28 protein-coding genes and 2 tRNA genes are annotated in these 25,337 nt (G+C 64.2%); 6 read left to right on the forward strand and 24 right to left on the reverse strand.

Annotation, left to right across the window (positions count from 1 at the left end):
* Positions 1 to 1,040: 1,040 nt before the first annotated feature.
* On the forward strand, positions 1,041 to 2,231 hold the full coding sequence (locus tag H585_RS0104460) for an MFS transporter (protein WP_027366919.1): 1,191 nt from the start codon (positions 1,041 to 1,043) through the stop codon (positions 2,229 to 2,231).
* 158 nt (positions 2,232 to 2,389) lie between these two features.
* On the opposite strand, the gene H585_RS0104465 is transcribed toward H585_RS0104460, so the two are convergent.
* Positions 2,390 to 3,469 (reverse strand): glycosyltransferase, encoded by a 1,080-nt coding sequence (locus H585_RS0104465; RefSeq protein ID WP_027366920.1) that lies wholly within the window; start codon positions 3,467 to 3,469, stop codon positions 2,390 to 2,392.
* A gap of 271 nt (positions 3,470 to 3,740) precedes the next feature.
* Here H585_RS0104465 and H585_RS0104470 point away from each other — a divergent pair, with 271 nt between their 5' ends.
* Positions 3,741 to 4,766, forward strand: coding sequence for a lipid A deacylase LpxR family protein (locus H585_RS0104470; protein ID WP_027366921.1), 1,026 nt, complete (start codon positions 3,741 to 3,743; stop codon positions 4,764 to 4,766).
* Between the two features lie 16 nt (positions 4,767 to 4,782).
* Here H585_RS0104470 and H585_RS0104475 read toward each other — a convergent pair whose 3' ends face one another.
* The 3 genes from H585_RS0104475 to H585_RS0104485 form a co-directional block, all read right to left on the reverse strand.
* Positions 4,783 to 5,268 carry a YbaK/EbsC family protein gene (locus tag H585_RS0104475; RefSeq protein WP_027366922.1) on the reverse strand — a complete coding sequence of 162 codons (486 nt, stop codon included), beginning with the start codon at positions 5,266 to 5,268 and terminating at the stop codon, positions 4,783 to 4,785.
* Between the two features lie 66 nt (positions 5,269 to 5,334).
* Positions 5,335 to 6,762 (reverse strand): adenosylhomocysteinase, encoded by a 1,428-nt coding sequence (gene ahcY, locus H585_RS0104480; RefSeq protein WP_027366923.1) that lies wholly within the window; start codon positions 6,760 to 6,762, stop codon positions 5,335 to 5,337.
* Positions 6,763 to 7,064: 302 nt separating this feature from the next.
* Complete coding sequence (locus H585_RS0104485) at positions 7,065 to 7,979, reverse strand: ArsR/SmtB family transcription factor (protein ID WP_027366924.1); 915 nt, start codon at positions 7,977 to 7,979, stop codon at positions 7,065 to 7,067.
* A 101-nt stretch (positions 7,980 to 8,080) separates the two neighbouring features.
* Between H585_RS0104485 and H585_RS0104490 the strand changes: the two genes are divergently transcribed.
* The 4 genes from H585_RS0104490 to H585_RS0104505 all read left to right on the forward strand — a co-directional run bounded on the left by H585_RS0104490 (position 8,081) and on the right by H585_RS0104505 (position 9,232).
* Positions 8,081 to 8,575 carry a DciA family protein gene (locus H585_RS0104490; protein WP_005986070.1) on the forward strand — a complete coding sequence of 165 codons (495 nt, stop codon included), beginning with the start codon at positions 8,081 to 8,083 and terminating at the stop codon, positions 8,573 to 8,575.
* Between the two features lie 38 nt (positions 8,576 to 8,613).
* Positions 8,614 to 8,961 carry a hypothetical protein gene (locus H585_RS0104495; protein ID WP_027366925.1) on the forward strand — a complete coding sequence of 116 codons (348 nt, stop codon included), beginning with the start codon at positions 8,614 to 8,616 and terminating at the stop codon, positions 8,959 to 8,961.
* 71 nt (positions 8,962 to 9,032) lie between these two features.
* Positions 9,033 to 9,106, forward strand: a tRNA-Gln gene (locus H585_RS0104500).
* A gap of 48 nt (positions 9,107 to 9,154) precedes the next feature.
* Positions 9,155 to 9,232, forward strand: a tRNA-Glu gene (locus H585_RS0104505).
* 841 nt (positions 9,233 to 10,073) lie between these two features.
* On the opposite strand, the gene H585_RS0104515 is transcribed toward H585_RS0104505, so the two are convergent.
* From H585_RS0104515 to H585_RS0104610, 20 genes are all read right to left on the reverse strand, one after another.
* Positions 10,074 to 10,424: a hypothetical protein gene (locus H585_RS0104515; RefSeq protein WP_027366926.1), complete on the reverse strand. Its 351-nt coding sequence runs from the start codon at positions 10,422 to 10,424 to the stop codon at positions 10,074 to 10,076.
* Positions 10,424 to 11,380 (reverse strand): hypothetical protein, encoded by a 957-nt coding sequence (locus tag H585_RS22030; protein WP_051182938.1) that lies wholly within the window; start codon positions 11,378 to 11,380, stop codon positions 10,424 to 10,426. Before H585_RS22030 ends, H585_RS0104515 begins: the two co-directional genes overlap by 1 nt.
* Before the next feature lie 2 nt (positions 11,381 to 11,382).
* Entirely contained in the window at positions 11,383 to 11,970 is a 588-nt protein-coding gene (locus H585_RS0104525) for a YmfQ family protein (protein ID WP_027366927.1), read from the reverse strand.
* Positions 11,971 to 13,029, reverse strand: coding sequence for a baseplate J/gp47 family protein (locus H585_RS0104530; RefSeq protein WP_027366928.1), 1,059 nt, complete (start codon positions 13,027 to 13,029; stop codon positions 11,971 to 11,973). It abuts the gene before it with no gap.
* Complete coding sequence (locus tag H585_RS0104535) at positions 13,030 to 13,491, reverse strand: phage GP46 family protein (RefSeq protein ID WP_034627143.1); 462 nt, start codon at positions 13,489 to 13,491, stop codon at positions 13,030 to 13,032.
* Between the two features lie 3 nt (positions 13,492 to 13,494).
* Positions 13,495 to 14,061, reverse strand: a complete 567-nt coding sequence (locus H585_RS0104540) for a phage baseplate assembly protein V (RefSeq protein WP_027366930.1) — start codon at positions 14,059 to 14,061, stop codon at positions 13,495 to 13,497.
* Between the two features lie 5 nt (positions 14,062 to 14,066).
* Complete coding sequence (locus H585_RS0104545; RefSeq protein ID WP_027366931.1) at positions 14,067 to 15,110, reverse strand: phage baseplate assembly protein; 1,044 nt, start codon at positions 15,108 to 15,110, stop codon at positions 14,067 to 14,069.
* Positions 15,103 to 16,311, reverse strand: coding sequence for a DNA circularization protein (locus H585_RS0104550; protein WP_027366932.1), 1,209 nt, complete (start codon positions 16,309 to 16,311; stop codon positions 15,103 to 15,105). The genes H585_RS0104545 and H585_RS0104550 overlap by 8 nt, the downstream gene beginning before the upstream one ends.
* A 1-nt stretch (position 16,312) precedes the next feature.
* A complete protein-coding gene (locus tag H585_RS0104555) occupies positions 16,313 to 18,220 on the reverse strand; it encodes a phage tail tape measure protein (RefSeq protein WP_027366933.1) in 1,908 nt (635 codons plus the stop codon).
* A gap of 84 nt (positions 18,221 to 18,304) precedes the next feature.
* On the reverse strand, positions 18,305 to 18,736 hold the full coding sequence (locus H585_RS0104560) for a phage tail assembly protein (RefSeq protein WP_027366934.1): 432 nt from the start codon (positions 18,734 to 18,736) through the stop codon (positions 18,305 to 18,307).
* A gap of 3 nt (positions 18,737 to 18,739) precedes the next feature.
* Positions 18,740 to 19,096: a phage tail tube protein gene (locus tag H585_RS0104565; RefSeq protein WP_027366935.1), complete on the reverse strand. Its 357-nt coding sequence runs from the start codon at positions 19,094 to 19,096 to the stop codon at positions 18,740 to 18,742.
* 15 nt (positions 19,097 to 19,111) lie between these two features.
* The gene (locus H585_RS0104570; RefSeq protein ID WP_027366936.1) at positions 19,112 to 20,587 is read right to left on the reverse strand and encodes a phage tail sheath subtilisin-like domain-containing protein; all 1,476 of its coding nucleotides are present in this window, start codon (positions 20,585 to 20,587) and stop codon (positions 19,112 to 19,114) included.
* 3 nt (positions 20,588 to 20,590) lie between these two features.
* A complete protein-coding gene (locus tag H585_RS20820; protein ID WP_034627147.1) occupies positions 20,591 to 20,806 on the reverse strand; it encodes a DUF2635 domain-containing protein in 216 nt (71 codons plus the stop codon).
* Positions 20,806 to 21,348, reverse strand: coding sequence for a phage protein Gp37 (locus H585_RS20825; protein ID WP_051182942.1), 543 nt, complete (start codon positions 21,346 to 21,348; stop codon positions 20,806 to 20,808). Before H585_RS20825 ends, H585_RS20820 begins: the two co-directional genes overlap by 1 nt.
* The gene (locus H585_RS0104585; RefSeq protein ID WP_027366937.1) at positions 21,345 to 21,809 is read right to left on the reverse strand and encodes a phage virion morphogenesis protein; all 465 of its coding nucleotides are present in this window, start codon (positions 21,807 to 21,809) and stop codon (positions 21,345 to 21,347) included. The genes H585_RS20825 and H585_RS0104585 overlap by 4 nt, the downstream gene beginning before the upstream one ends.
* Positions 21,806 to 22,222, reverse strand: coding sequence for a gp436 family protein (locus H585_RS0104590; protein WP_027366938.1), 417 nt, complete (start codon positions 22,220 to 22,222; stop codon positions 21,806 to 21,808). The genes H585_RS0104585 and H585_RS0104590 overlap by 4 nt, the downstream gene beginning before the upstream one ends.
* 3 nt (positions 22,223 to 22,225) lie before the next feature.
* Complete coding sequence (locus H585_RS23210) at positions 22,226 to 22,522, reverse strand: HI1506-related protein (protein ID WP_034627150.1); 297 nt, start codon at positions 22,520 to 22,522, stop codon at positions 22,226 to 22,228.
* 36 nt (positions 22,523 to 22,558) lie between these two features.
* A complete protein-coding gene (locus H585_RS0104600) occupies positions 22,559 to 23,599 on the reverse strand; it encodes a Mu-like prophage major head subunit gpT family protein (RefSeq protein WP_211221613.1) in 1,041 nt (346 codons plus the stop codon).
* Between the two features lie 34 nt (positions 23,600 to 23,633).
* The gene (locus tag H585_RS0104605) at positions 23,634 to 24,035 is read right to left on the reverse strand and encodes a hypothetical protein (RefSeq protein ID WP_027366940.1); all 402 of its coding nucleotides are present in this window, start codon (positions 24,033 to 24,035) and stop codon (positions 23,634 to 23,636) included.
* A 39-nt stretch (positions 24,036 to 24,074) separates the two neighbouring features.
* Positions 24,075 to 25,127 (reverse strand): phage protease, encoded by a 1,053-nt coding sequence (locus tag H585_RS0104610; RefSeq protein ID WP_211221614.1) that lies wholly within the window; start codon positions 25,125 to 25,127, stop codon positions 24,075 to 24,077.
* Between the last annotated feature and the right edge of the window lie 210 nt (positions 25,128 to 25,337).

The following is a 25,337-nucleotide window of genomic DNA, read 5'->3' on the forward strand; positions in this document are numbered from 1 at the left end:
TCCAAGGGGCTAACTAGACGAGCATATGGGGATGGAGGCCGTTACCGCCGACCGAAAACGGCCGCCGGAGGAACCGATACGTCGCGGCGCGCTCAATAGGGCGCGCCGCGACGTCCTCAAATCTATTTCCCACAATTAAAAGTCTCGCCCAAAGCCGCCCGCACACTCTGCCTGCTTTCGACACAAGAGCAATATGCGAACTTGCCTCCTCAGTCCGGGCTCCGTTCCATAGAGGCTGGTCCTGGTAGGTTCAAAGCCCTTTCAAATATTAGAGCATTTTGCTTTTGAAAATGCTCTGCAAGCCATGCGTCGGCATGGCTTGCAGCTAGCTTCGGCGTAGGCGCAATTCACTTGCGCCGTCAACGCCGGAGCGGGCGTCTTAAAAGCAATCTGCTCTAGTCGCGCTATACGCAGGGTGCCGTGACAGGGATTTTATGATGGCATGGGCAGTATTAGCGGGGGCCGGAGGAGCGCATCCGGCGCGGTTGTCATCCGCACAAAAAAATGCGCCCCGGTTTCCCAGGACGCTTATGGATTCGGCGGAGTACCGGTTGCCGACATTGGAAGGCTCGACCAGCGAGAGCCATGCAAGGTGCAGGAGGACGCGGGCCGTAGCGGTCGAGAATGCTTGTCCTACTTGAGCCTTTGGACGTGGCCTTCAGGGCCGAGGTCCGCGGACCCTGCGCTTGGAGCCCTGGAGGAGCAATCCCGGTTTCAGGAACCGGGGCCGCGACATCTCCGTACGGGCATTGCGAAGCGCCTTATCGTGCTGTTCATTCTCCTGGGCCGTTCTCTCGACCCGCGCCTCCGCAAGAAGAGTATAAACACCCTTTAGCCACATACAAGGCTTATCGGCCCATTTAGAGCATTTTGCTTTTTGAAAATGCTCTGCAAGCCATGCGTCGACATAGCTTGCCGCCGCGTAGGCGTAGGCGCAATTCACTTGCGCCGTCAACGCCGGAGCGGGCGTCTTAAAAGCATTCTGCTCTAGACAAGAAATTGACGTCGAGCCCGGCAAGCCTCTTTGCCAAGCAGAATGCATGGGTATATGCAAGATTTCCATGCGCCCGCTGCAACTGATCGCCATTCTGACCACGACCGTGGCGGTAGTCTGCTCGCTGTACGCTCCCCAGCCCATACAGCGAGTGCTCGCCGCCCATTTCGGCGTGGGGCTCCAAACCTCCGCGCTGTTCATCACCGTGGCCCTGCTGCCGCTGAGCATCGCCCCACTGGCGTATGGCCTGCTCCTGGAGCGCATCCAGGCCCGGCGCATGCTCATGGTCAGCGTGCTGGGTCTGGCGTTGACCACCACGGCCCTGGCCTTCTGCGACGGCCTGCGTCCGTTCCTGGCCTTGCGGTTCGCGCAGGGGCTGCTCATCCCGGCCGCGCTCACCGGGCTCATGACCTACGTTGCCACCCACAGCCGGCCCGAGGCCGTGCAGCGCTCCATGGCCTTCTATGTGGCCGCGACAATTTTCGGGGGATTTTTCGGGCGCTTCATGGCTGGCCTGCTCACCACGGCCTTCGACTGGCGCGCGCCTTTCGGGGCGATCGGATTGGCGCTGTCGGCCTGCCTCGTCCTGCTGCTGAGCCTTGACCCCGACGCGCGCGCCCGCTTCGAGCGCATCCGGCCGAGCGCCATGCCCGAAATCCTGCGCCGGCCAGCCTTCCTGCGCGTCTACCTGATCATCTTCTGCTGCTTCTTCGTGTACACGGGGCTGCTCAATTTTCTGCCCCACCGCCTGGCCAGCCTGGACAGCGGGATCTCGGAACTGCGCATCGGAGCGGCCTACCTCGGCTACCTCATGGGCATAGCCGCGGCGCTCACGTCGCGACGGATCTGCCGCATTCTGGGCGGAGAGCGCAACGCCATGATCGCTGGCCTTGCGTTGCACATGACCGCGACTGTCCTGTTCGCCCTGCCCTGGCTCACGACAGCGTTTCTGAGCATGTTCCCGTTCTGCGCCGGCATGTTCTTCGTGCACGCTCTGGCCCCCGGACTGCTCAACAGCCTGTCGGACCAAAACCGCGGCATGGTCAACGGCCTGTACATCGCCTTCTATTACACGGGCGGCACGCTTGGCTCGTTCCTGCCCGGGCTGGTTTACGCCCGCTTCGGCTGGACCGCCCTGGTGACCGTGCTCTGCGGCATGCTCGGCCTGGCTCTCCTGCTGGCTCGCGGTCTGTGTCTGGCGACTCAGGCGCAAGCCGCTCCGGCAAGCGAGGGATAAAGTAAGCTCTTAGCTCTGTCTCCAAAACGAATTGAGGAGGGCGCTGCCCTCCTCAAACTCCACCCGGCAGGGGACAAGCGTCCCCTGCACCCGCGATTCTTGATGCATTATTTCTGGCTGGTCGCACGACCAGCAGCAAGCGGCTTTGAAAATACGCCTCAGCGCCTGCCCTCGATCATCTCCAGCGCCTGGCGCAGATCCTCGCGCGTGCCTGCCGGAGCGTAAAAACGGCTGAGCTGCAGGCCCGCGTCCCTGACGCGCTCGAAGACCTGGGGCTGACGAAAAAGCCTGTTCAGCAGGCTAGGCAATGCCGCGGGATCGCGGGGATCGTGGAAAAGGGCGAACTGCGCCGGCTGCTCCGGCAGCGGGTCCGCATAGCGCTGGTGGGGCTCGATGGCCGAAAGCATGCACAAGGTGCGGCAGGCCATGGCCTCCAGCGCCATGGGGCCCACGCCCTCGGCCAGATAGGACGCCACCAGCACATCGGCCTCGCGGTAAAGCGCGGCCATCTGGGCGTCGCTCTCGATGACATGGAACTCGTCCACCAGGTCCAGCTTGGCTTCGGAAGCAGGAATGGGCCGTGGCGAGACGCGCACCAGGCGGAAGGGATGCTCGGCCTTAAGCTTGCGCAGGCTTTCGTAGACAAAGCCCACGTTGTGATGGGCGACCTGGCTGTCGCCGATGCACAATACCGTGCGCGGCCCCTCGGATCGCGCGCCGCCCGGCCAGTACGCGCCGGCATCCACATAATCGCGGACAAGGGCCGTCTCCTGGCCGTAGCCCTCCCTGAACATCTTGTGCAGATAGGGCGTGGATACCCAGCGCACGGGGCGCGCGCGATAATGGCGGCGCACCGACCTGCGGCGTAGCGCGTATTTCAGCCCCAGGAATAGCCGACCTATGGCTCCATCACGGCCCTCGGCCTTCCGCAGATCGTGGTCCTCCCGGAGCCGATCAAGGTCGCTGGCCTGATGGAACATGATGCTGCGGCACCCGCAGGCGCGTGTTTTGCGGAAATCACGCATATTGGTGCAAACCAGAGCCTGCACACCGTGAGCCGCTATTTCGGACATGCCGGAGACGATGATCGGCTTCAGGCCGAAATCGAAGCCGGTTTCGACATGCCCTGTAAAAAGGAGCACCTCGTGCCCCATGTCCCTAAGCATGGCGAATTGACGGCCTACGGCCTTGGTTTCACCGCACAGGGTTAGCCGATCCAAAAAATAGCCGATCTTCATACGTTCCCACCTGTATGACAAATGCCGACGCCTTCGCACGGTCAATGGACGTCGAGTCGAATCCTTGACTCCGCCGGGCCATGAAGCGCCCGTTCTTTGCCTAAACCGTGCCGAAGCCGCCCGCGAAAAGACCCAGCCCCAAAAATGCGGCAAGTGAACGCAAGATCTCAATTTCTCATCCCCATGATCCGGCGCATGCGATACACTTGATCGATTCGGTAGGGAAGAGTTGATTCGTTTTTGACATGTATCGCTTACCAGGGGAGCGTTAATGACGGTTCAAAAGCACATTCTCTCATGCATCCTGATCTTTCTGGCGCTGCTAGCGCCTTCCGCGGTCCAGGCCGTCTCGTTCGAAGACGGTCGGGTCTTCGAGGCCATCCAGGACAATGACTGGTTCGGCGGAGATGATCGCTGGAACACCAACGATGTCAGGATAGCCTACATATCCGCGCCCATCGAACAGGACGCAGCCGCACGCATCAGCGACGACATATCTTGGCTCAGCTTGCCCCTGTGGGAGTCCTCGGAGTTCTTCCGCAGATGGACCTTCGCGGGCAGTCAATCCATGTTCACTCCGGCAAGCACGAGCAATCCGGACCTGATCGAGGATGACAGGCCCTATGCCGGCTGGCTGAATATCGCCCTGGGCCTGAACAAGCAGAGCAGGCGTCAGCTGGACGCCCTGGAACTGACCATGGGCGTTGTAGGTCCCTGGGCTCTGGGCGAGGAGGCCCAGAACTTCATCCATACCGAAGACCAGGAATCGAAGGGCTGGGACAACCAACTGCGCAACGAACCCGGCTTCATGCTCGCCTGGCAGCGCTACCTGCGGGTTACGGACTGGTCCGGCCCCGGCTGGGGATTCGACGCCATCCCGCATTTCGGAGGCGTGGCCGGAAACGTATACACCTTCGCCAATGCCGGCCTGGAACTGCGCGCAGGCCAAAACCTGCCCTCGGACTTCGGCTCATCCCTGGCCTGGCAGGTGGGCCACAGCGGCACCACCGCGCCAACCACTCCGGACGATCCCCGGCTCAACGGCAAGTACGGCTGGCACTTCTTCGCTGTCGCCGATGGCCGCTATGTGGCCCACAACATCTTCCTGGACGGCAACACCTGGCGCGACAGCCACAGCGTGGACAAGGAGGAGTGGGTCGCGGACTTGAGCGCAGGCGCGGCGCTGCTCATCAGACGAGTCAAGGTCACGTACACTCACACCATGCGCACCAAGGAGTTCACGCAGCAGCCCGAAGTCCAGTGGTTCGGGTCGGTCAACATTTCCGTGGTGTTCTGAGAGCCGGGCAGAGAGGTTAGGAGGCCTTGATATCGGCGGCGCGGCCGCCCGTGATCCGCTCAAGCTCGCTCGGCGTCAGGCGGAACACGGCATTGGGCGTTCCCGCGGCGGCCCAGAGGACCTCCAAGCCCATCAGATCATCATCGAGGATGGTTTCGATCGCTGTTGCGTGGCCGCACGGCGGGATGCCGCCAATGGCGTAACCCGTGGCTTCGCGCACGAAGTCGGCGTCCGCCTTGGCGATGGGCGCGCCGAGTAGCGCGGAGACCTTGACCAGGTCCACGCGGTTGGCTCCGCTGGCGATGACGAGCAGCGGACCACCCGTGTCCTTGCGGCGAAAGACCAGGGATTTGGCGATCTGGGCCACTTCGCAGCCAACGGAATCCGCTGCGTCCTGAGCCGTGCGCGTGGATGAGGGGAACTCGACAACTTCCAGGGCGATTCCGAAGGAGTCGAGGTGCGCCTGGACACGCCGGGCGCTGGGGCTGAGATTCCCTGTCATTGTGATTCTCCCGGTGGGCGGATGAAAAAGGAGGGCCCGGCCTGAACCGGACCCTCCCAGTGGAAGCTAGTATCTGTAATGATCGGGCTTGAACGGACCTTCGTGGTCCACGCCGATGTACTCGGCCTGCTCATCGGTGAGCTTGGTGAGCTTCACGCCCAGGCGCTCCAGGTGCAGACGGGCGACTTCCTCGTCGAGCTTCTTGGGCAGGACCATGACGGAGGGCGGGTAGTCGTTCTTGGCCAGGTCGAGCTGGGCCAGGACCTGGTTGGTGAAGGAGTTGGACATGACGAAGCTGGGGTGCCCCGTGGCGCAGCCCAGGTTCACCAGCCGGCCCTCGGCCAGGATGACGATGGCGCGGCCGGTCTTCTTGTTGATCCACTTGTCGACCTGGGGCTTGATGTTCAGGCGCTCCCACTGGCCGCCATCTTCCAGGTAGGCCATGTCGATCTCGTTGTCGAAGTGGCCGATGTTGCACAGGATGGCCTCGTTCTTCATGCCTTCCAGGTGCTCGCCGCGAATGACCTTGTAGTTGCCGGTGGAGGTCACGAAGATGTCGGCCACGGGCAGGGCGTCCTCGACGGTGGTGACCTGATAGCCTTCCATGGTCGCCTGCAGGGCGCAAATGGGGTCGATCTCGGTCACCAGCACGCGCGCGCCCATGCCGCGCAGAGCCTGGCAGCAGCCCTTGCCCACGTCGCCGTAGCCGCAAACCAGGCAGACCTTGCCGGCGATCATGATGTCAGTGGCGCGCTTGATGCCGTCAATCAGCGACTCGCGGCAACCATAGAGGTTGTCGAACTTGGACTTGGTCACCGAGTCGTTGACGTTGATGGCCGGGAAGAGCAGCTCGCCCTTCTTATGCATCTGGTAGAGCCGGTGCACGCCCGTGGTGGTTTCCTCGGACACGCCCCTGATCTTCTTGGCTATCCGCGTCCACTTGGTCTTGTCGGCCTGATAGCTGGCCTTGAGCCGCTCGATGACGATGCGGAATTCCTTGTTGTCGGTCTTCTTGTCCAACAGGCTCGGGTCCTGCTCGATCTTGACGCCGTGGTGCACGAACAGGGTCGCGTCGCCGCCGTCGTCCACGATCAGGTCCGGTCCGCCGCCGTCGGGCCAGGTCAGGGCCTGCTCGGTGCACCACCAGTACTCCTCCAGGTTCTCGCCCTTCCAGGCGAAGACCGCTGCCGTGCCGGCGGCGGCGATTGCCGCGGCGGCGTCGTCCTGGGTCGAGAAGATGTTGCACGAGCACCAGCGGATGTCCGCGCCCAGGGCGTGCAGGGTCTCGATGAGCATGGCCGTCTGGATGGTCATGTGCAGGCTGCCCATGACGCGCTTGCCGGCCAGGGGCTTCTGCGGGCCGTACTTCTCGCGCAGGGCCATGAGGCCGGGCATCTCGTTCTCGGAAAGCTGCATGTACTTGCGGCCGAGGTCGGCCAGGGACATGTCCTTGACCTTGTAGGGAAGCTTCAGATCGATAGGCTGAACAGCCATGTGCGTATCCTCCAAATCGTTAGGTTGCGGTGAATCGGGGCTGACGGCCCCGAACCCCGTCCGGGGGAATGCGATTCCCCCGGACCCCCTGCTTTGCGGCATGGGATGATTTCCCGTCATACGCCGACACGCCTTAAGGTGGGTCGGCAAAGCAAGCGCGTCTTCGCCGCCGCTGTCGCTTCGGCAAACCCGCGTTTGCGGCCCGCGCTCCGGCCGGTCCCTCCGGCCGGAGCGAAACAAGGGTCCAGGGGAATTATTCCCCTGGCGGGTGGGTCTGGGAGGGCAGCGCCCTCCCAGTGCCTTTATCTCTTTCGCGCCATGGCCAGGAGCAGCGTCAACCCGCTCTCCAGGCGTTGGGCGTTCAAGCTCTCCAGATGCAGCCCGGCCTGGGCGATCCAGACGCGCAGGTCGTCTTCATCGAAGCCGAGCCAGCGGTCGCCGTAACGCTGGCGCAACTCCTCGCGGTCGTGACGGCCGAAGTCGGCGATGACCAGCACGCCGCCGTTGGCAAGCACGCGAGCCGCCTCGACAACGGCCTGCTCGGGCCGCGAGAGATGGTGCAGGCTCAGGTTCATGACCGCCGAAGCCAGCTCGCCGTCCCGCAAGGGCAAATGCTCCAGCTCGCCCATGCGCAGTTCGATAGCCGATTCCGCGGCAAAACGTGCGCGGGCGATGTCCAACATGCTTTGCGAGTTGTCCACGCCGATAGCCGTACCCGCGCGCAAGGCGATCTCCGGGAGCATGCCGCCGGTGCCGCAACCCAGGTCGCCGGACGGGCCGGCGTTTCTGGGCAGCAGGCCCAGGATGGCCGCCGAGAGATCGAAACCGCTCAGCAGCTCGCCGCGCATGGCCTCCCAGTTCGGGGCCACGCGGTTGAAGAAGCGCTTGGTTTCACTGCGCCTGGCGGCCATGACCGCCTCGGCCGAGTCCATGTCCTGCGCTGCGCCTGCGGCTTGGCCCAGCCAGGGGCCCATGCAGGACAGAAACTCGGCGGCCTGGCCATGGCTCGTGGCGCTATAGAAAGCCCACAATCCGTCGCGCCGGACCTGCACCAGCCCGGCGTCCGCCAGGATCTTGAGGTGGCGTGAGACACGCGGCTGGCTCATGCCGAGCACCTGCACGACCTCGCCCACGGACAACTCGTAGCGCGAGAGCAGATGTAGCAGGCGCAGCCTGGTGTCGTCGGAGAGAGCCTTGAGCCAGCGAAGCAGTGCCATATATTACAATATCCTTATATACGAATGCATGCATACCGCCAGCGATCGCGCCTGTCAACAAGCTCGTTGCCAAGCGGCCGCCGGGGCAGTAGAAGCGGGGCATGAAGCGCAAGGATTGGCCGGTAATTCGGCGCAAGGATCGCACCTGGCGGACCTTGAGGGCCGGTGATGCCGCGGCGAAATTCCTGCGCCGGCTCGGCTCGGGCGAAGAACTCAAGTTTCTGCGGCTTTGGCGGCACTGGGGAGAGGTTCTGGGCGAACTGGCGGCAGAGGCCCGGCCCATGGAACGGCGCGGCCCGACGCTTGTGCTTGGCGTGCAAAACTCCATAGCCAGCCAGGAGTTAAGCTACTTCCAGCCGCAAATCCTCCAACGCGTCAACGCCTTCCTGGGCGAGGAATGCTTTGACAAAGTCATCTTCGAACTGCTAAGGGGCAGGGTTCCATTGGATGTGGAACGTCCCAGACCGGAGCCTCCACTACGCCCGGAGCCCCCGAGGCCGGAGCAACTGGGCGGATTGGAAGGGCTCGCCGAGGCGGATACGCCAGCGGGCCGGGCGTACAAGGCATATATCCGGCGTATGGCCGGCAAGCTGTAGATATCCCGCGGGTAACAGCCCGATGCAAGGAGGAGAGCATGAGCGACGAGATCACCCTACAGAGCCTGGGGCTCAAGAAGACCCTGGACAAGATGACCGCCAAGGAACTGCGCCAGCTTGTCATGGACAAGATCCCGCAGATCACCGGCGCCACCGGCATGGACAAGGACCAGCTCCTTGTGGCCATCAAGGACGTGCTTGGCATCAAGGAAGAGGAAGGCGTCAAGAACAATCCCTACAAGGCGCAGATCCACGACATCAAGAGCGACATCCGCAGCATGCGCGAGCAGAAGGCCAAGGCCACCGCACGCAAGGATAAGGACATCCTGCGCAAGCGCATCAACAAGCTCAAGAAGCGCACTCGCCGTCTGTCGCGCGCTGTGTAGATATTTTTAAGTGTTGAGGCCTAAGGCTCTTGACACAGAGGGCATGTCTCATTAAACATGCCCTTCCGCGTTGGGGGATCGTCTAGCGGCAGGACGACGGGTTCTGGCCCCGTTAACCGAGGTTCAAATCCTCGTCCCCCAGCCAAAAAAATGGAACTGGAGCCCGATCCCGGGCTCTTTAAGTCCACAGAGCGTCCCCATCGTCTAGCCTGGTCCAGGACACCTGCCTTTCACGCAGGCGACAGGGGTTCAAATCCCCTTGGGGACGCCAAACGAAATCAAAGGGTTACGGCTTCGGCTGTGACCCTTTCTTCGTTTACGTGTCCCTGCCGCGTGTCTGATTCAAAACTACCCCCACACACAAATCCGCAAATACATCCAGCCACGGTCCCTGCTTCGCTGACCAAGTGTAGCGCGGCGCGGGGTTTTCGCACCTGCGACAGTAGACTTTGACACCCCACTGAACCGCTTCAGTCCACTCTCTGCCCAGCCGACTTGACGAACTTTTTGAACTCTGGGCATGGTCCGCCCTGGAGGTGCAGCATGCCCAGGTGGAACTATTCGCCATCCCAGGTGTTTGAGGTCATTGAGCACGGCTCGGCTAAAGAATATGTCGTTGCCTGTGTTCGTTTCCCGAAGGAGGACCATCCTTACGACAAAGACTGCGGCCAGCTCATATTCCGTTGCCCAGTTTGCGGGGATGTTCATTACCATGGAGGCGGAGGGCCATTCCTTGGCGATGGAGATGGGAATAGAGTTCCTCACTGCATAAAGAACGCTGACTACCCCTATTCATTTACTCTCCGCGAAGTTGATGATCTGGAACTCGCGGGAGGGTTCCCCAAGCGCATTAGGCAGCGCATCATGCCTGCCCCTTATCGCCCCAAGTAATCTTATTTCAAAGAGCCTACTGGCCCCGGCACAATGCCGGGGCCTCTTGACCTATTCTTCAGTCAGGGATTCCGTCGCCTGGGTTTCTTGCATGGCATCGGGAATGATGCCGGGGAATATCACGATCCTTCCACAGTCTTGACAGATCAAGTACTTGGGATAGGTCGGATGTTGAACAAGGTCCGTACTTCCGCAGGCTTTACAATAGAGTGTAGGCACGTCTAGGCACCTCCCAGCAGCTGTATGATTTCCAAGTCTTTCTGATCCACCAGGGTTTGCCAATCCGCCTGAATCTCAGCTGTCTTCGCCGCCTGGTTAGTCCCATCGGCTGCGAGGACGATGATCAAGCGGTCTTTAAGTGCTGCAAACTTAGACTCATACCTCGCATCAATAGCGGCAATCTGCGCATCAAGGTCCAAGCCTATCCAGGCCTCCTCAATCTCGGCCCAGGTAGGCTTTGGTCGCTCATCCTCCCAACGCAGTTCGTTATATGATTCTTGCGTGTTGGAGGTCAGAGACCCTCCATATTTAGCTGCCGGAACCAAAGCATCCAGAGCGAGTGCGACGTTCACTAGCTAATCCTCCATACCTTCATCTCCGAAAATACTTCCACTTCACCCATATTTACGGGCACGCCGCCGCTGGCCGTACCAGCAGTACTGTTATATTGTTGTAACTCGAATTGCTTCTGTCCGCTGACGGACATGCGCCCGCCCAAGAAAGACCGGCACTGATCAACGCCCCCGGCAAACTCGGACGACCCAATCAACTCGGTCACGTTGTCGGTTATGTTGCGGATGCGAATCCGAAACGAGTTACCCTCGTACGACGGTGCGCTTGCCTCGATATAATACTCGCCGGCAGGAAGCGTTACCTTATTGGAAACAAGAGACGCCCCCGCGATTCCTGCGTGCTTGATCGCGTTCAGGTCCCTGGTCCGCCAAGCCCCGGCCGTGACAGTTCCACCTCCCGTTCCACTTGGCTTTTCATCACGCACATGCAGCAGAGGGGGCACGGCCAAGCTGGAAACCGTCAGCCACGCAGACGAGCCATCGGTCACGATGGTCCGCCGTGCGTACTGCCCCAAAAGCGTGATGCTCGTTACTCCATCGATCGTATCCGCCCCGGCGCGCTGGATCGTGACCATGTTGGCTGTATTATCCACGCGCACAATTCGGAACGTCGCCCCTTTGAGTGCGTTCGCCGCCGGCAATGTCAGGACAATGTCACCAGCAGTCGCATCCACGCGCACGAGCCCGGCCTGGTCGAGGCTGAGCGTGCCTGTGGCCGTGACGGTCGCGGCCACGTTGCCGCCCATAAGCCGGCGCATGGACTGCAGGACCTGATCAAACTTGGCTTCATCAGGAGCAATGCCAGCAGCCGTAAGAATGCTGCACAACTCTTCCAGGAGATGGTTGCCCATGTTCGCGATGAAAACCGATGCCGGGACGCCGCCGGCGGGATCGCCGTCAGTGAAGCGACCCTCCAGGGTGCCGTATTCCGGCGCGCCTTGCTGTGGCCTGCGCATGATTAGCCTCCGTATGCGAAGATGATGATGGTGTTGGCCGGCTTGGCCTTGTTGAGCGCGCATTCCAGGCGCTCATTGCCCCATACGCGCAGCGGCTCGCCGAAGGCGCTGCGGCCGAACCGGAAGGGCGTGACGCTCACCTCCGGCGCGCTTACGCGGAACGTGAAGGCCCATTGGTCATTGGTCATGGCCTGGCCAAAACTGGCCCGGCCGAAGCGGAACGGCGTGAACTCCGTGATTTCGATTACATAGCCAAGCTCAGCCGCGACTTCTTCCAAGTAGGCAATCGACTGCCCGCCGCGCCCTGTGAGCTTGGCAAGCAGCGCTGCCCGGCGCTCCTGGAGCACCTCATAGCTGCGCGAGCATTCATCAGGCAGGCCGCAGGCGCGCTCCCAGTCAGGGAGCATGCGCACGGTGAACTGCGGATCTGCCTCATCCAGGAGGCCCCAGGCCGCGTCTTCGACTCTGGACAGCTCAAGCCCCAGGGCGTTGCACAGCTCAAGGAGCTGCGTTTCGTCTTCCCTGGGCCAGGCCATGCCCACGGGCAGGAGCGCCAGGAGCAGGCGGCCGTAATCGGTTGTGGCGCGCATCTACATGGCTCCGAAGGTGATGACCCCGAGGACCGGGATCTGCCCGGCGGCCGCGACGATGTTTCCCACAGGGCTGACCAGGGCGTGGTCGGATTCGCCGGCGGCAATCGAAATTGCCTCGCGGAAGTGCGAGTGCAGGATCGTCCCGCCGACTTCGGCTTCACGATTGAACAGGGCCTCCAGCTCCGACGTGACAGCGGCCTGCACGCTCGCGGTGTTCGGGGAAAGGTTGATCTCCAGGTCGACGACCAGCAGCTCGGGCGCGAACACATGGATTTCGGCCGTCACTGGCCTGCGCTCTTCGATGTAGGCGGCCACGGCGTCGAGCGTGGCCTGGGCCGGGGTGATGGGCGTCGATTCGTCATCAACGACGTACACGGAGACGGTTCCCGCACCCAGCAGGCCACCAAAAACCCAGGCCCTGGAGACGCCTGGCACGGCCAGCGCCCAGGCCTCATAGTCGTGAGCAGCTCCGCCCGCCGGCGTCTCCTTGAGCCTGGCCAGGAGCCTGGCGCGCAGGCTGTCATCAGCCTCAATGTCGGCTCCGCCGCCCAGGCCGCCCGTGGCCACGGTGGCCTGGCTCTGCACTCCAGAGACCGGAGAGACCAGGGACAGGGCCTGGCCCGCGACGGAGTTTCCTGCCGCGCCGGCCACCTGCGCTTGAACCTGCGCCGAGGCGGTGCCGCCGGCTATTACCGCGTCGGCCGTGGTCGCGTATTCGGCGCCGTCCGAGCGTTGCAGAAGCGTGCCGGCCGGGATGGTCGCGCCGTCCGTGCCGCTGAAGGTGACCGGACCCAGGGCCGGGCTTGCCGGCTTGCGCGCGATGCCCCACAGGGAGGCATGCCGCTCCAGGAACTCCGCCTCGGCAGTGTCTGGAATGACCTGCTTGGCCAGCCAGTCGAGATAGCCGAACAGGCCGTGTACTCCGCCTGCGTGCATGTGCGCGATGGCCGAGAGGATCGAGCGGCGCAGGCGCGCATCGGTTCCGGGCAGACGGCCCTCCAGGTCGGACTGGGCGCGCGAGATGAGCGTCTTCAAATCCGGGCGTGCAAAGGGCATTTAAACGGCCTCCAGCGGGTAGTTGAAGCTCTCCTCGAAGCGGCTGCCGTCCGGCTGTCTGATCTCCACGCGCAGCCCCAGGAGACCCTTGCTCACGATCTCGGCCGTGACGCTCACGGACGTGGCCACGCCGTCCTCGACCATCCAGGCCAGGGCCTCCTCGGCATACTCGCGGGCTAGGCGCACGGTCTCGGGCAGCTGCTTGGAGCGGCGCAGGAGCCAAAGCCGGGAGCCCCAGCGGTCCCCCTCGCGCTCGGCGTAGGCATCCGCCCACCAGCCGCGCCGGTCGCCCGTGCCGTCCGGGATCTCGTCATCATCCTCAGCGCGGCGATCCGTGAGCAGGGACAGAAGCACGGCCGTGCGCAGGCCGGAATCCGAGGCCAGATCCGGCCCATTCAGGGCCAGGTCGAACATGAGCACGTCGCCGCCCTGGATCTTCTGCTGCAGAAGCGCGATATCCACAGGCTACTCCATGGGCGTGGTCGGGGTGCCAGTCGTTGGGGTGCCCGACGGGTGCTTATGGGCGTTGAAGATGCTGCGCATTTCAGCCATATCCCCGGCCGCGTCGGAGACGCTCTGACCGCTGACAGCCCCCGAGGCCACCAGCTGCGCGCACTCGACGATTCCGGAGAACACGGCCTTGGGCGCGGTAACAGAGACTTGCGTGCCGGCGGTTACCTCGATCTTGCGGCCGCGACGCAGGACGATGCTGTCTCCCTCATCCGAGTAGATGGCCACCTCGCCGGCCTTGAGGCCCGTAAGGCGGTAACGCCGATCGCCCACGCACACGACGATGCAGTGCGAGCGGTTGCCGCCGGCGGCCAGGGCCACGCCCTCGGCGCCGGGATGCGGGCAGCTGGTGAAGCCATAGGCCTCGAAGTGCTCGGCATCGTCCAGCAGCTCGTCGGCCAATAGCTTCACCTGCAGCAGCTGCATGGCCTGGTTGCTGTCCACCAGGCTGACCACGCACCGGGTGACCAGGAGCGAGATCCGCCGCTTGATGGGTCCGAGGACTTTGCCGAGTGCGCGCATGTCCATCACCAGGCCCCCATGCCCGCGCCAGGCTCGGGCAGCTCCACGCGCGCGAAGGCCTCGCGCGGCATGAGCGTAAGCTCGCTGCGCAGGCCGTCGCCATCCAGGATCAGGGCCACGCTGGTCAGCAGCCGATCCGCCTTGAGGCCCAAGTACTCGTCGCGCGCGGAAACAATGACATTGGGCGTCCACAAGCCGTCCCTGTGGGCCCAGCCGTCCACGGTGTAGACCAGACGCTGGGAGCGGCCGAAGCGCACGTTGCGCTCCCACTCGGCGCGCACCTTGGCGGCCGCGTTGTCGATCTGCTCCTCGGCCACGACAGTCAGCGGCCGATGACGCGCGATCCGGCTGTCCTTGGCCACAGCCTTGGGCTGCGCTGCGGCCTCGCCGTTCCAGGCCTCGGAGCCCGAGGACTGGCCCTTGATGGCGATCTCGGAATACCTGTCCCGGTGTGAAAATTGGCTGTCGCAGGAGAGCACATTGACGCCGGACGAAATGGCCGAGCCGATGCGCCTTGAACTTGCGCGGGTGATGACCAGGTTGCCCTGTCCGTCGCTCACGAGAAGCACGCCTCGCACGCGCGCGGCCGCCTCCAGGACCTCGAAGACGCTGTCGCCTTCGTTGCTCTTGAGCGAGGTGAACGGCGCGCCTGCGTCGACCTCGGAGCGCACGCCGATCTTGAAAGGAGCACACAGGGACCTGGCCACGTCGGCAAGCGTGCGGCCGCGCCACTGAGTGGATGGCGCCGAGCAGTCCACCAGGTCGCCCGTGGCGTCCCGGCCGCTGACCTCGACGGAGTGATCCTTGGCGTCATAGCGGATGGCCACATCGTCCACATAGCCCGTGATCACGGGCTGGTTGTCGATCAGGACCTTGCAGGCCGCGCCTGGATGGATGGGCCGGGGCGTGTCCTGGCCGGACCAACGTTCGGTGACGGACAGCTCAAAGCTGCCGGCGACCTGCTCCAGGCCGCGCCGGATGGAAATCTTCTGCCAGCCGCCGTAGAGCGTGCCGTCCACGAGCAGGCGCACATCAGGCATCTCAGCCATTGGCGAGCACCTCCAGGGCCTGGCCGCCGGGCACGGCCAGCGGGTTGCGCAGCTTGTTGCGGGCCACGATCTCGCCTGCGCGCGTGGCGTCGCCATAGATCCGGTGAGCGATGACCAGCGCCGGCAGAGTCGCCGGCGGCGTCCAGGTCGACAGCTTGGGCAGCTGCATGGCCCTGTCGGTCAGGTCGCGCACGAGCGCCGCGCGCAGATCCACGAGAGCGGCATAGACCGAATCAGGGGCCAGCTGCGCTTCCTGGTCAAGCCTGTCGGCCAGTTCGTCGCGCACGGCCTGGGCATCGGCCGAGCTGGCGTAGTCCCAGCCGGAAGAGGCCCTAGAGGCTTCGATGATGGCCGTCTGGCGAACCAGGCTGTCGGATGCGTCGCGGTTTTCCTCCAGCTTGGCGCGGGTCGGCGTCGGAATGGACTCGGGCGGCCGGCCGGAGGTGCTCTTGCCCAGGCCGTGGCCGAAGAACGGGCGGTACGTGGCCATGACCGCGTCGGGCAGGCCGCCGATCCGTCCCGCGCTGCCCACAACCGACTGGATCTGGCCGGCCAGGTTGCCGGGGCTGGTCAGCAGCGTGGCCAGCGAGGAGTTGAGCGCCCACAGGTCCGACTGCGTCTGGGTCAGCTCGGAAGGCATGCCCGGCACGGAGGACGTGGCGCCCTGGATGGCCTCGACAGCCTGGCCGAGCCAGGTCTTGGCGTCATCGCGCACCCATTCGGGTTGATCCGCGACGCTGAAGCGATCCTCGAAGCTCGCCTTGCTCGCGGCAAGCGCCTCATCGGCCCGCGAGGACACGGCCGAGGAGGTGTCCGTGGCCGCGTCGGGCCGGGGAGCCTCGCCGGCCTCGACGAAGGTGACAGAGAAGGTCGCCTTGCCGCCTTCGCGGCTGGTCTCGCGCAGGCGCGCTTCTTCCACGTGCACGCGCACCGTACCGAGATACGGGTGCACGAGCGTGCCGGCGCCGGGCTGCCCCAGGGCTTCGGCCAATCGGTCGCGCGCGCTGAAGTACTCCGGCCCGAGCACGAACAGCTCTAGGCTGTAGCGCTTGGCCTTGCGGCCCAGGTCCTGGACATACGGCTCGTCACGCAGGGGAAATTCGCGCACGGCCAGGCGCCGGCCGAAAGGATGGTCATGGGCCTCGATCAGGAAGGGCACGCCCCGGAAGGAGCCCGGCCTCAGCTCGTCACGCCAGGCCATGCTAGTAGGCCCCCATGTTCAGGCCGGTGTCTACGTCGAAATCCCGACCTCGGCCCGTAGCCGATCGAAGCGTCGCCGGCGCGCCTTGAATTTCCAGCACGAGCCTGCCGCCTGCATCCTGGGCAACATTGCGGGCCACGGCTCGGCCGATTTTATCAGCAAGTGCATCCTCGTCGCCACCCTTGAACAGGCCGGCAAGCTTCTCTCCGCCCCATTCGCCGGCAAGATAACCGCCAAGGCCACCAATGCCAGCGCCGATAGCAGTGCCGATGCCCGGCAGAATCGCCGTACCGATGAGCCCTCCGATCTTGGCCCCAGCCCAGCCGCCTGCCGCTCCACCGACGAAACCCGCTCCTTGCTCAACCTTCTGGCCAGTTGTCAGAGAGTCATCCATAAGCGTGGTGGCCAAGCCGACGCCCCCTGCCACCAGCCCCAGGGCGCCTCCGGCGCGGCCAAACCAGCGGCCTAGACGTGATCCACGGCGAGCCAGAGCAGCTCCAGCGCCAGCAGCCTTTCCACTGGCACCGGGGATTGGCAGGCCAGAACCGCCAAACGAACCGGGCATGTTCACCACGTACACGGGCGTTACGCCGGAGACTTCCTCCAAGACCTTGCCAGCTGCCAGACCACCGCCCAGTCCGCCCACTTTCGACAGCAGCTTGCCGCCACCTTTGATGACTCCAAAGCCGAGCGCAGCAGCGGCGATGCCTCCGCCCAGCAGCTCCTTTCCGCCGAGCTTGCGCTCATCAAGAAGGAACTGGATGGCCTCCTGGATGGTGTCGTTGATGGGCCTTGAAAATTCGTCAGCCGCATCCCGCAAGGCGGCCTTGAGCCGTGCGACCTGGTCAACGGAGTTGGAAATTGCCTCAGGCAGGTCCTTGGAAATTACCCCGGTAGCGCGTTCGATCTGCCCTGTCATTGTACGAACGCCAGCCAGAGAATCACCGCCAAGCAGCATCGCAAGGCCTTTCTTGGTGTCCAGGTCGGCATCTCCGAAAGCAGCGTCAATGAAGCTGTCTCGCTGTTGGCCAGTGGCTAGCGTCTTGTACTTGGCAGCGATATCATCAAGGACCTCAAAGGCGGCCCGGCGCTCTCCATCCTTGTCGTAGAAGCTTACTCCCGTAACCGCTGCGGCTTTCTTGAGATAGTTTTGGTTGGTGAACAGCCTCAGAGTGGAGTCGGCCAGAGTGGCCAACCGCTCCGGGTTACGCTCTATGAGCGAAAGCTGCTCGATGAAGCCCAGCGTTTGGGGGAAAGAAAGGTTAGCGGCCTTCGCATTGACGCCAATTCGGGCAAAAATTCCGGCAAGATCTTCCAACTCGGCATTGCCGAGACGGCCAGCTACGGTCATCTGGTCGAGCAGGTCCTTCGAGGTTTCCAGCTTGGCCAGGTCAAAATCGAATGCCTCGCCAGCCACTGTCAGGCCAGCCGATAAGACATCCGCGCTCGCGCCGGTCACAGCCATGGCAGAGTTGATGGCCTGGATCGTCGCAAAGGCTGCGTCCCACTCCAGGCCGGCCTGGATCAGGTTGTTGAAGCCGTCGAGCAGGCCATCAAGCGACTGACCCGTGCTCTGAGACATCAAATGCAGTTCCTTGCGCAGTGCGATGGCGGCCTGTTTGGTTGCTCCTGCCGTCTGGGTGATACGGACAAGCTTCTTGTCCAGCGCGGCCGAATCCATTACGGCCTGGGTCGATTTGTACGCCGCACCGGCGCCGGCGATGGCGGCGGTATACCTGTTCCCAAGCCCGTCCAGCATCTTGCCAACAGACGAAACCGAGCTGCGCAGCATGCCCATGCTGCGCTGACCTCGGTTGGCCAGGGAGTCCAGGGAGCCCGCAAAACGGGCCGCCCTGGACTCCAGGTTGCCGGCCAAGTTAAGGACGATACTGGTTTTCAGGTTGCTCATGGCGTCTTAGGTTGCAGGTGCTTCAGGCTTCGCAGGAGCCGCCTCGGGCTCAACTCGTAAATCTCGCCCCGGCTCCAGCCGGTACTACTTCCCAGCCTCAGGGTGAGCTTCTCCAGGAGCGCCGCCCACCCGATCATCTCGCCCCCTGGCCGCAGCCTCCTGGCCGGCCGTCCTCGGAGCGATCTCGGCCAACATGGCCCGCTCCAGTTCGTCGGCCTTGCGGTTGAGCAGTCCCATATCTTCAGGATGCAGCCGCTTGAGCATAACCAGATCAATGGGGCCCTGGACGTTGCCGATGCGCACTATCTGCCGACGCAAGACGTGCACGCCCACAAGGGATGGGCTCGGCACCAACCGTGGTTCAGGGCCGTCTTTGCCCTGGAGCACAATGAGCTTTTCCGCTTCTTCCTGAGCCTCGATAATGTCGCCTGCGGTAGGCTCCCTGAGGACTACATCCAGGAGGGTGTCCGAACCGACCTTCAAGCCATGTTTAAGGGTCACTTCAACGCTGGCCATGGGCTACACCTTGTCGCAGCTGACGGCGCTCATCTTGAGCGCTACAGAGCCGTCCTGAGAGTTGATTACGGGCGTCTCCATGGTGAAGGCCTCGCGCAGAAGATGCTTCTCGCCGATATCTTCCTCGAACATGACCGTGGCATTCACCAGGGAGCCCAGCCACTTCACGTCGAGATCTTTGGTCCGCGCGATCTGGCAGTCCAGTTCGGGCGCCTTGTCCTCTTCCTGATAGCCGTGGACCTTTCCGCCGCCCGTAATGGGCTTGCGTGTTACCCCTCCGGTATCCAGAGTTGCGCCGGGCAGCGTGCGCAGCTCCTGGCCATCCACGCGGATCACGGCTTTTCCTGTTACCTGTGCCATCTTCCTTGCCTCGCGTTAGAGGATGAACTGGATCTGCTTGGCGAAGATCACGAACCCGTTGACCAGGTCCGGATTGCCCAGCACGTTGACGCGGTTGCGGTCGGTCGCGTCGCGCTCGACCACGAGATCCTCGGCGTACTGATCGAAGTTCTCGACCAGGCCCAGCTCTTCCAGCTCACGGAACAGGGCCAGCAGCTCGGCGCGGATCACGCTCGGCGTGACGATGGCCTGGCCGGGCCCGAACTTCGTCCCGTCATCCGCCAGCTTGTGCCTGGGGAATTTCTGCGTGATGCGGGCCTTGGTCGCATAGCGGAGATAGCCGAGTGTGTAAGGCGTGGTGACATCCAGGTAGCTCGGATCATCCACGCCGTACGCGTTCTTCTGGTACGTGGTGACCTGGCGCTCGATGCAGACCTGGCCGCCGGCGTCCACGAAGTACGTGCTCGCTCCGTCGTAGAGCAGCAGATTGCGCTCTTCGAGGGTCCAGCGATCCCCAGGAGCCGGAGGCAGCACGCCGGGCAGCACGAGCGTCTGCAGCGGCCTGGCCGGGTCCCTGGCGATGGAGCCGATGCCGATAACGGCATTCACGGCGGCCATGATCCAGGGCGAAGTCGGGCTCTTGCCCACGGGCATGATCGTGGCCAGGTGATCGTTGCGGCCGGAGCCGAAGGTTCCCGTCTCGCCGTGCGTGCCCCGGAAGCTGAACCAGACCAGACCCTCGCGCTGGACAGTGGGGCCCCAACGGTTGAGCATCTCGGCTTTGAGCGCGTCGAGGTTGGCCGTGTCGTTCCAGGGCATGACGATCGCGTTCCACCACTCGTCACCGAAGCCGGCGATGGCGCCGGCCACGTCCGGGTTGGCCGCGCCGGCGCTCATGGCCGTGATCGTGGCCGTGACGCCCGAGGGCAGCTTCTCGCCGGCGTAGTAGTTGAGTCTCAGGTCCAGGTCGTTGCCGGTCGCGCCCTTCCAGCGGCAGGTCAGGTTGACCTTCTCGGCCGTGACGCCGTCCACGGCCGCCGTGACGGGCAGGTCCGTGTTGGCGTTGATGGCTGCGGCCAGGGTTGTGGCCACGTCGGCCCCGGCATCGCCCGAGCCGACGCCGGCGCGCACGCGCGTGCCTCCGATGTAGAGGTTGACCACGCCGGACTCGGTGGCCAGCCCGGCGAACGTGATGGAACCGGCAGCGGCCACGCCGGCGGCATCATCGGCCAGGGCGATGGCCCAGGTCTCCAGGAAGCGGTCGGCCGCCTTGATGGCCACGAACATGGCGTGCAGCTGGCTTCCCCGGCCGAATAGCTCGCCAGCCTGGTCGGCGCTCGTCACGCGCACGGGAACGCCCGCGGCTTGCGTGCCGGCGACCAGCTTCTGGCCGAGCACGAGCAGCTTGTAATTGAGCCCGGCCGGGCCCGTGTTGGCCCGCGAGTTGTCAAACTCGATATAGACCAGGGGCACGCGCAGGCTGCTTGGAATGCTGTTGAACGAAATGGCCATGATTTACTCCTTGCGGCCCTTGCGGGGCTTGGCCTCGGGCTCGGGCGCGGACTCGGCCTGGACGCGCTGCTCGGGGTTGCCCTCGACCAGGTCGCCGTCCTGGATGCGCCGCAGCACGTACGCCGTGCGCGCCATATCCTTGCCCTCGGCAGGGATGGCCCGGCCGCGCTCGTCGCGGACTTGCAGGCCGGCCCTGGGCGTTACGAAAACGGTCTTCATCAGCTTGCTCCTTCGAGCTGGACGTTCGTCTCAAGGACCGGCGCGCCGGGCTTGGCTTCCTCCGGCGTGGTCGCGACGTGGGCGGCCAGGAAGTCGTCGAGGACCACGGCGCCGGCGTCGATGAGCATGCGCTGGCGCCAGCCGATGGCCCACATGGCCACGCCGTGCTTATCCAGCTGGGCCGAGTAGAGGTTGTCCGCGCGGATCTGCTCGGGGATGCCCTCGGACTCCTCAAGCCCCCAGCGGTTGCCGGGGATGTGCGTGCCCAGGGCATGCACCAGGGCAAGCGAGGAGACATGGCGCGGGTTGCCGGGCTTATCGCCGGTGACCACGAACGCGGCCCAGGCAACCTCGGCGCTGATCTCGTGGCCTTTCTCCTCGACGTCGGAAAAGCCCAGGCAGGCCACGAACACGGCCGGAGTCCTGGTAGCCGCACGCTTCAATTCATCCAGGTCGAAACGCCCGGCATGGGGTTCGACCTGCACATGGAGCAGATCCGCGAGCAGGGCCACGATGGCCGCCCTGATGTCGATCAGTGTCACAGTGCCTCCATCTGCCCGTCCGCCCAATCGTCCACCAGGCGGGCCAGGTCGCTGACATTGCCCTCGGACAGGCCAAGGTACGGCCTGGCCGGGATGGTTGCCGAGCCCCTGCGGCCGGCCTGGCCGCCGAACTGGTGGATCGCGGCATAGACCAGATTCGTTCCCACCTCGACGGTATCGCCGACGATTCCTTGGGTGTGAGTAATAGAGTCGTACAGGTGCCCCTGGTCGGAGAGCAGGCTTTTGTCTCCAACCCTGGTCAGGCGGTAGCGTTCCGACCAGGCCTGCCAAGGCTCTCCCTCGGGGCTCTCCTTCTCGCTTGCGATGCGCTCCCTGGCCTGGGCCTCGACCGTCGCGCCGATGTCATCCAGGAGCCCGCGCGTATCGAGATGGCGCAGCCGCTCCAGGCGCTTGGCCAGGCGGTCTATGCCGGACAGGTCCACCTGCAGGGCGACACTCACAGCAGGCCTCCACTGCGTCCGAAGCGGCGCGGGCCGCTCGTCATGTGCACGCCACCGCCGGTCGAGGCCGGAGCCTCGGCCAAGCCCAGGGACGCCTGGCCCGTGGAGATGCGTTTCAGGAGGTCAACGGCGTCCTCGTAGCGCTGCCGGCGCTCCTCGGTGCCCGTGCCAGCATCCGCAGCCAGGCGGTAGACCACGATGTCCACGGCCAGGCGCTTGAGCACGGCCGGGACCGTGGCCAGCGGCAGCTGGTAGCGGGCGGCCAGATAGGCGTCGATCTCGGCGTCCGCGTCGGCCAGGGTCTGGGCGATCACGTCCGGATCGGCCACGCCGTCATTGTCGCGGTCGGCGAGGAGGACCAAAGCCTCCTCGCCGTAGCGATCAACGATGTCCTGCTGCGAAGCGTAGGACATGGCTTACTTCTTCTCCTTGGCCTTGCCGGACTCCTTGGCCTCTGGCTTCTTGGCGGCCTCATCCTCGGCCTTGGGCTTGTCTTCCGCCCTGGGCTCGGCCGGGATCTCCGTGAACTGGACAACCAGGTTCGGCTCGGCGCACAAGGCGTCGATCTGCTTCTCAGTCAGCTCCGAACGCTTGACTACCGTGCCCGAGGCGGACCAGGCGCGGCCGGCCCGGCGGAACCCGTCCCGCTTGGCCACCACGCGCACGGCCTCGACAAACTCAGGCGCGGCTTGGGTCTGATTCTGGGTGCTCATGTATTACTCGCTCCTGTCAGGTGGATTGAACCGGGACTAGCCCTGGCCGGTGCTGCCGTAGGCCAGCTGCCAGAAGGCATAGCCGCCGGATGCGCGCGCCTCGGCCCCGAACTTGTAGACGGCCCGGTTGAACACGTCGTCGGCGTTCGAGTCGGTCTGCTGCACGAAGACGGGCTTCTTGCGCTCCTGGTAGACAAGCGGCTTGACCGGCTTGGTCGTATCTAGGAGGAACCAGGCGGTATCGGAGGTCAGGCGCGGGGCCACAACGACCTCGGCAGTACCCTTGTAGGGGTTCGGCTTGCCGTCTTCGAGCCGGTCCACGGTGACCAGGGCGCGGGCCGTGTCCTCCAGGGCGGGCGGCACGAGCAGCACGCTGGGCGTGACGCCAAGCGGCCGGCCTTCATCGTCCTTGAACTTGCCCATAGCCGTGCGGGCCGCGCCGTAGCTGGCCTGAGCCAGGGCGAGCGTCGCGGCGCTCAGGGCGGCGGTGCCCTTGTTGCTCACGCTTGCGTCACCCACGGGATGGTCGGTGTCGAAGAAGTATTGGCCGTCGTAGCACAGGGATGTGAAGCCGGCGTTGACGAGGTCAAAGACGATCTCGTCGGGCAGCTGCGCGGCGGACCAGCCGGCCATCTGCGCCTGGGGCGCGTAGATGCCCAGGTTATCGTCCTCGATGTCGTTGCGCCGCACCTCGACGGTAGCTTCAAAGTCGTCGTTGACGATGGTGTACTTGAAGGCCGCAAGCGCCTTGACGACCTTGTCGCCGACCCATTTGCGCATGCGCGGGAAGTTGGACAGCCAGGTGTAGTCGTTCTGGCTGCCGGTGGAGGGCACGAGCATGGCCACCTTGCTCCACAAGGGCTTCACGTCCTGAAAGGCCTTGTGGAAGGTGGTCTTCAGGTTGATGAAGACGTTTTCGATGGCAGCCTTGTTGACCAGCAGGCCACCGAAGCCGGCCAGGGCCAGCCCCAGACCGTCCGGGCGGGTCAGCTCGGCAGCTGCCTCGACCGGGAACGCGAGCACGGCCGCGACGAGCAGCAGGGCCCAGATGCACAGGGTGTTGAATGCGCGTTTCATGGTGCGTGAACCTTCCTTGAAGGGGTTGTCGGGGCTACTGGACCCAGACGCCATCGGAGTCGATGCCGACCACGATGCCGGCCGCCGAGCGGGTATTGGTGCCGTTGGTCGCGGCTACGGTCTCGTCGTCCACGATGTAGCAAGTCTTGCCCAGGCTGGCCTGGGTCACTGCGTCAGTCCCGGAGTTTTTCCACTTGAAGGCCTTCTTGCGGCGGATCTGGATCACCTTGCCGCCGTTCTGGCCGCTGGAGTTGTCCACGGTTTCCTCGAAGCGGCCGAGATACGTCAGACCCGTTGCCGTTGAGCCGGGCGCGGCGTAGCCGTTTGCATTGGCCACGGCGATGCCACCGGCGTAGCACTTGGTGCTTGCGGCCACGGGCGCCGAGACCAGCTCGCCGTCCTCGAACGGGGTGTTGCGGTCAGCGCTGAGCGCCATTGTCTCGTCTCCTTGCTCTCGTTGATCGTCCAGCCCGGCCTAGGCCTGGCCGTACTTGACCAGGTCTTCTGGCGTGTTGCCGAACATCTCGGCGATCTTGCGTTCCTCGGCGTTGAGCGCCTTGGCCTGGCCCTCGGGCTTCTTGCCTTCCAGGCCGGATTCGCCGGCGATGGTCGGAGCCGCCTTGACGAACTCCTTGAACCTGGCCAGGCCGCCCTCGGTCTGGCACTGGGCCTTGTGATACTCGCGCGTGGCCGGAGTGATCTTGCCGGCCTTGAGCGCGGCTTCGATCTCGGCATCGACCTCGGCGTCGGCCTGGGCCTTCCTGAAGGCAGCCAGCTCGTCCGTGGCATTCTTGGCCTTGGTCACGGCTTTGTCGTAGTCCTCGCGGGGCACGAACTTGTCGAGGCTCGGGGCGGCCTGGGCCTGGTTCCTGGCCGTAACCAGGTCGGCCTTGGCGGTAGTCAGCTCGGCCCTCATGGTGTTGATGGCAGTCACGGCCTGCTCCAACGTGGAGCCGGACTGCAGGCCCAGTGCCGCAATAAGTGCGGTCAGATCCATGTGCACCTCCTGGCGCTGGTTGAGCGCCGTGGACAAAAAGTTTGGGACATTGGTCAAGCCGGCGGAAACCAGCCTGAGAATGCGGCGATCCTCCTGCGTGTGCAGGAAGACCGGTGACAGGAAACGGTACTCGCGGCGGGCGATCTGGGCGGCGGCCCGCTCGGTCCACTCCACGCGGCCCCAAAGAGCGCCGTCTCGCAGCTCCAGGGCGGTTACCCATCCGGCGGCCGGGGCCTCATGCCCCTTAGGCGCGAGATGCTCCGAGGCGTGCTCCCAGTCGATGAGCATGGGCGCTCCCTTGCGGGCGGAGAACCAAGCCTGCACGCTCCTGGCCTCGACCTCGCCGAACTTCCAGGAGCGGCCGTCCTGGCCGGTGACCGTGGGCCCGGCCGGAATAAGCTGGACCCATTCAGGCACATTGCCGCCTGGCAGCTCGACATTGAGCGCCATGCGCAGGCCCTGGGCGGTAGACTCGGAGTTTAGGGCGATGGATAGATGCAGCATGGTCCCGGTGTAACCGTCATGGACCATGCTCCACAGACTGAAGTGATTCAGTGGGCGGGCTTTTCCGACGATGCCTTTCTAGCGCCCTTTTGGCCGACTGGCAACGGCTGGTAGAAATGCGTTCAATTAGCGTTTAAATGGCCCGAGAATCGATCTTCCGGGTGACTCGCGCACATCCGGCCGCCGGAGCCTCCTGGATCGAAAATCGCGCCTCTCCGGTCGGGGCCATGTCGCGTT

This window comes from Desulfocurvibacter africanus subsp. africanus DSM 2603, from assembly GCF_000422545.1.
Taxonomy (GTDB): domain Bacteria; phylum Desulfobacterota; class Desulfovibrionia; order Desulfovibrionales; family Desulfovibrionaceae; genus Desulfocurvibacter; species Desulfocurvibacter africanus.